Origin of the sequence: Desulfovibrio sp. (assembly GCF_047607245.1) — a bacterium.
Lineage (GTDB): Bacteria > Desulfobacterota > Desulfovibrionia > Desulfovibrionales > Desulfovibrionaceae > Desulfovibrio.
Genome location: NZ_JASGDK010000157.1, coordinates 1 through 3,834, shown reverse-complemented (window position 1 = coordinate 3,834; position 3,834 = coordinate 1). Strand labels below are relative to the sequence as shown.

Annotated in this window: 5 protein-coding genes; all 5 read left to right on the top strand. The window is 55.9% G+C overall.

Annotation, left to right across the window (positions count from 1 at the left end):
* A partial coding sequence (locus tag QM579_RS11885) for a trypsin-like peptidase domain-containing protein (RefSeq protein ID WP_414999351.1) occupies positions 1 to 1,274 on the top strand: 1,274 nt, incomplete at its 5' end.
* Between the two features lie 223 nt (positions 1,275 to 1,497).
* Positions 1,498 to 1,686 carry a ferredoxin gene (locus tag QM579_RS11880; protein WP_183717991.1) on the top strand — a complete coding sequence of 63 codons (189 nt, stop codon included), beginning with the start codon at positions 1,498 to 1,500 and terminating at the stop codon, positions 1,684 to 1,686.
* A 294-nt stretch (positions 1,687 to 1,980) separates the two neighbouring features.
* Positions 1,981 to 2,652, top strand: coding sequence for a YkgJ family cysteine cluster protein (locus tag QM579_RS11875; RefSeq protein ID WP_414999352.1), 672 nt, complete (start codon positions 1,981 to 1,983; stop codon positions 2,650 to 2,652).
* 123 nt (positions 2,653 to 2,775) lie between these two features.
* The gene (locus QM579_RS11870) at positions 2,776 to 3,168 is read left to right on the top strand and encodes a hypothetical protein (RefSeq protein ID WP_183717989.1); all 393 of its coding nucleotides are present in this window, start codon (positions 2,776 to 2,778) and stop codon (positions 3,166 to 3,168) included.
* Positions 3,165 to 3,788, top strand: a complete 624-nt coding sequence (locus tag QM579_RS11865) for a tetratricopeptide repeat protein (RefSeq protein WP_414999350.1) — start codon at positions 3,165 to 3,167, stop codon at positions 3,786 to 3,788. The genes QM579_RS11870 and QM579_RS11865 overlap by 4 nt, the downstream gene beginning before the upstream one ends.
* Positions 3,789 to 3,834 lie beyond the last annotated feature (46 nt).

Genomic DNA, 3,834 nt, shown 5'->3' with positions numbered 1-3,834 from the left:
CGGCCCCGCAAGAAGGCAGCCCGCGCATAACACCTGTGGTTCGTGCTGTTCAGTCGGTAACTCCGGCGGTGGTCAATATCACCAGCACGCACATGATACAGGGGCAGTATCTTTCGCCGCTCGAACAGTTTTTCGGGCCGGGTTTCGGCATGGGGCCGGGCTTTGGCGGAGCTTCACCGCGCACCCAGAAGCGCGAAAGCCTGGGGACCGGAGTTATTGTTGACGGCAAAAAAGGTCTTGTGCTCACCAACGCCCATGTTATAGCGGGCGGTGAAGAAGTTACGGTGCGCCTTTTGGATGGCCGCGAGTTTTCAGCCTCGGTGCGCGGGGCCGACCCGGATTTTGACATAGCTGTGTTGGAAATCAAGGGAGCGCAAGATTTGCCCTCGGTACGCCTTGGCGATTCAGATGATGTGCTTCCCGGCGAAACCGTCATTGCCATCGGCAACCCATTTGGCTTCAGCCATACTGTGACCACGGGCGTGGTTTCGGCACTGGGCAGGACCATACGCAACCGCACCAACGCGTTTACCGACCTCATACAGACTGACGCGGCCATTAATCCGGGCAACAGCGGCGGCCCGCTGCTGAATCTTGAAGGCGTTCTTATAGGAATCAACACCGCCGTGGATGCCCGCGCCGAAGGCATCGGGTTTGCCATTCCCGCCAACAAGGCTCGCCGGGTCATGTCTGACCTTATGGACAGCGGCAAGGTCGCCCCATTATGGCTAGGTCTGGACGTGCAGGATGTGGACGTGCAGACAGCTATGGCCCTGGGGCTGAAAGACGCCCGGGGCGTGCTGGTTAACACGATTTTTTCTGGTACCCCTGCGGAAAAGACCAACATACGCCCCGGTGATATTCTGGACAGCATCAACACAACGCCCGTCCGTGACCGGCGTGATTACCTTGATATTCTGCGTAACCAGACCCCGGACGCAAAGCTTCGGCTGAGTCTGCGCAGAGATGGCGCACCCGTCACAGTAGAAATTGCTCCGGCGCTTTTTACAGACGAAAACGCCCGAGCACTTATGGAAAAACGTTGGGGATTCAGCGCTGCGCAAACAGGCAGTGGAATAGTGGTCAGCAGCGTCAACGAGCAAGGGCCCTCGCCGTTTCTGCGTAAGGGCGACGTTATCACCGCTGTAGGCGCTAGCCCCGTACACAAAATAGAAGACCTTCTGCAAGCGTTCAGACGAGAGCGTATGGCTGGGCAGGTTCTTTTACAAGTAATGCGTAATGGCAAGGGCTATTACGCCAGGCTCGTGCCCTGACGGACTAAATTACCCCCTTTTGCAGCATGTTTTCACAAGGGGGATTATAGTGCCTGTCTTTGTGTCCATCACAAGCAGCATACCTGTAAATCAGCCCACGACGCGGCTTTTCAGGTATAGTACAAAGGACACTTGACAGGGGGGTAGGCTAAAGCTATCCAATTGCACAAGCTATTTTTACCCGCTTGTACAATCAAGCAAGACAACCTATTGGGAGGACATCATGGGTTACAATGTGAATGTTGACGTGGATAAGTGCATCGGCTGTGGCGAATGTGTAGACGTTTGCCCCGTTGAAGTTTACGAAATCAAAGACGGCAAGTCTGAAGCCGTGAGCCCCGAAGAATGCCTCGGCTGTGAATCCTGTGTCGAAGTCTGTGAAGTCAGCGCCATTGCCATTGAAGAAAACTAGGCAATGGTGGAAAGCCTTTCGGCTTTCCATTGGCTCACTCACAGACTGAGTGTTGTGCCGCCCGACGCACGCGCGCCAGGCGGCACTTACATACCAAGCGGAATGCGAATTTTCCGGCACGGCGCATGCCTGTCTGAACTCCCTGATAAAAGGCCCCATATGCCCGCACAGGCACTGCGAGCCTGATTCAGGCAATACCGGAACTCCGCAAGCAAATGGCGAGCCCTCTGGCTTCGCCCGCCGCACACCTGCCGGACGGCCCGCATACGCCTTCCGCACAGCCACAGGATGACCATGATCCCTGATCTGACCGCCATTTTTGCCCGCTATGAAAATCTGCGGGCTGAGGCCGATACCCTGTTTGACCGGGTACGGGAGGCCTGTCCGCAGTGCGTGACCTGCAAGGAAGGCTGTAGCGACTGCTGCCACGCCATGTTCGATCTTTCTCTGGTCGAGGCCATGTATATCCACAAGGCCTTTGAAGCCGCCTTTGGCTATGGGCCTGAACGCTCGGCCATTCTGGAACGTGCCTCGGAGCTGGATCGCCACACCACCCGCCTCAAGCGCGAACTTTACAGGGCAGAAAAAGACGGCGAAAATCCCGGAGAAATCATGGCTGTCGCCGCCAAGATCAAAATGCGCTGCCCCTTGCTTGGCGATGATGACAAATGCCTTATGTACGAAGCCCGCCCCATTACGTGCCGGCTTTACGGCGTTCCCACCGCCATAGGCGGCCAGGGGCATGTCTGCGGGTTCTCGGCCTTTGAAAAAGGCAAACCCTACCCCACGGTACATATGGACAAAATGCAGATCAGACTTGAAGATATGAGCAAAGAAATTGCCACTGCCGTTCAGTCGCGCTTCAAGGAGCTGCATGAGGTTTATGTGCCGCTGTCAATGGCGCTGCTGACCCGCTACGATGAGGCATACCTGGGCATCGGCCCCGCCAAGAAAGAAAAAGCCTAGAGCAGCCGCAGGCAATCACAGCTGCAATCGCCAGTGCGAGCGAACGCGGCTACAACGCGCGAAGACGGACTGGCACCAAAGTTCGCACTCATAGACGTTTTTACGCACAGCAAGGAGTACGGCATGTACGGCAGCATACCCGCCACCGTCTTTCGGGACGGCACGCCGCAAGAACTCAACGATGAGCAGGAAAAGCTCAAACGCGAAATTTATGACCGCATGAATCCGCGCCGTCGTAAATTTGTGGACCGTCTGGGCTATGACAACTGGGACCCTTTCCAGAAGCCCAACGATCCTCTTGACCTGCGCACGGACATCTCCAAACGCACAACGCAACAGCTCATTAACGAATTTCTGCACGATGCGGCCAAAAAAGGCCCATACGGCAAGGCTTACAGCAAGGGCGCTATGGAATGCGCCCTGGGCGTCATCAATAAAGACGAAAAATACATGGGCATTTTCGACTTTTGCCGCTGGTACTATGATCTTTTGAAAAAAGAGGGGCATATCCAATGAAAGCTCGCTACAACGACCTGGACGAATACATTGCGGACCTCAAGGCCGAAATTGCCGATAATGAGCAGTGCGCCAACCATTATTACAACCTGGGCCTGGCCCTTCTGACCAAACGCGATTTTGTTGCCGCTGAAGAGGCTTTTCTGAATGCCGTGCGCAATTCTCCGCATCTGGCAGAAGCCTACGTGCAGCTTGGGGGCATCTGCCTTGAGCGTGGCGACCTTGAAGGCTGCCTGCGCTACAATGAAGAAGCCGCCAACTGCCGCGCGAAGTTCCCTGTGCCGTGGAGCAACATTGCCTTTGTGCATTTGCAGCGCGGCGAGCCCGACAAGGCCATTACAGCCCTGAACAAGGCTCTCAAGTGGGACCCCAACTTTGTGCAGGCGCAAAACGCCCTGGCCACGGCCTACTTCATGAAGGGCAACTTCAAGGCCTGCGAAGAACAGTGCCTGGCCATCATTAAAAAAGAACCCGCCTTTGCCCCTGCCTGGAACAACCTGGCGCTGGCCTACTTTGACCAGGGCGAACACGCCAAGGCCAAGGAAGCGGCGGAAACAGCCCAAAAACTGGGCTTTGACGTGCCTGAGGGCTTTCTGGAAGAACTCAAGGCCAACTGCTGATTTTCCTCACAACCAGATCAAAAAAGCCCGGAGGCAACGCCTCCGG

Coding starts and splice junctions, on each gene's coding strand:
- QM579_RS11880 (WP_183717991.1), top strand. CDS start 1,498: ATGGGTTACAATGTGAATGTTGACGTGGATAAGTGCATCGGCTGTGGC.
- QM579_RS11870 (WP_183717989.1), top strand. CDS start 2,776: ATGTACGGCAGCATACCCGCCACCGTCTTTCGGGACGGCACGCCGCAA.
- QM579_RS11875 (WP_414999352.1), top strand. CDS start 1,981: ATGATCCCTGATCTGACCGCCATTTTTGCCCGCTATGAAAATCTGCGG.
- QM579_RS11865 (WP_414999350.1), top strand. CDS start 3,165: ATGAAAGCTCGCTACAACGACCTGGACGAATACATTGCGGACCTCAAG.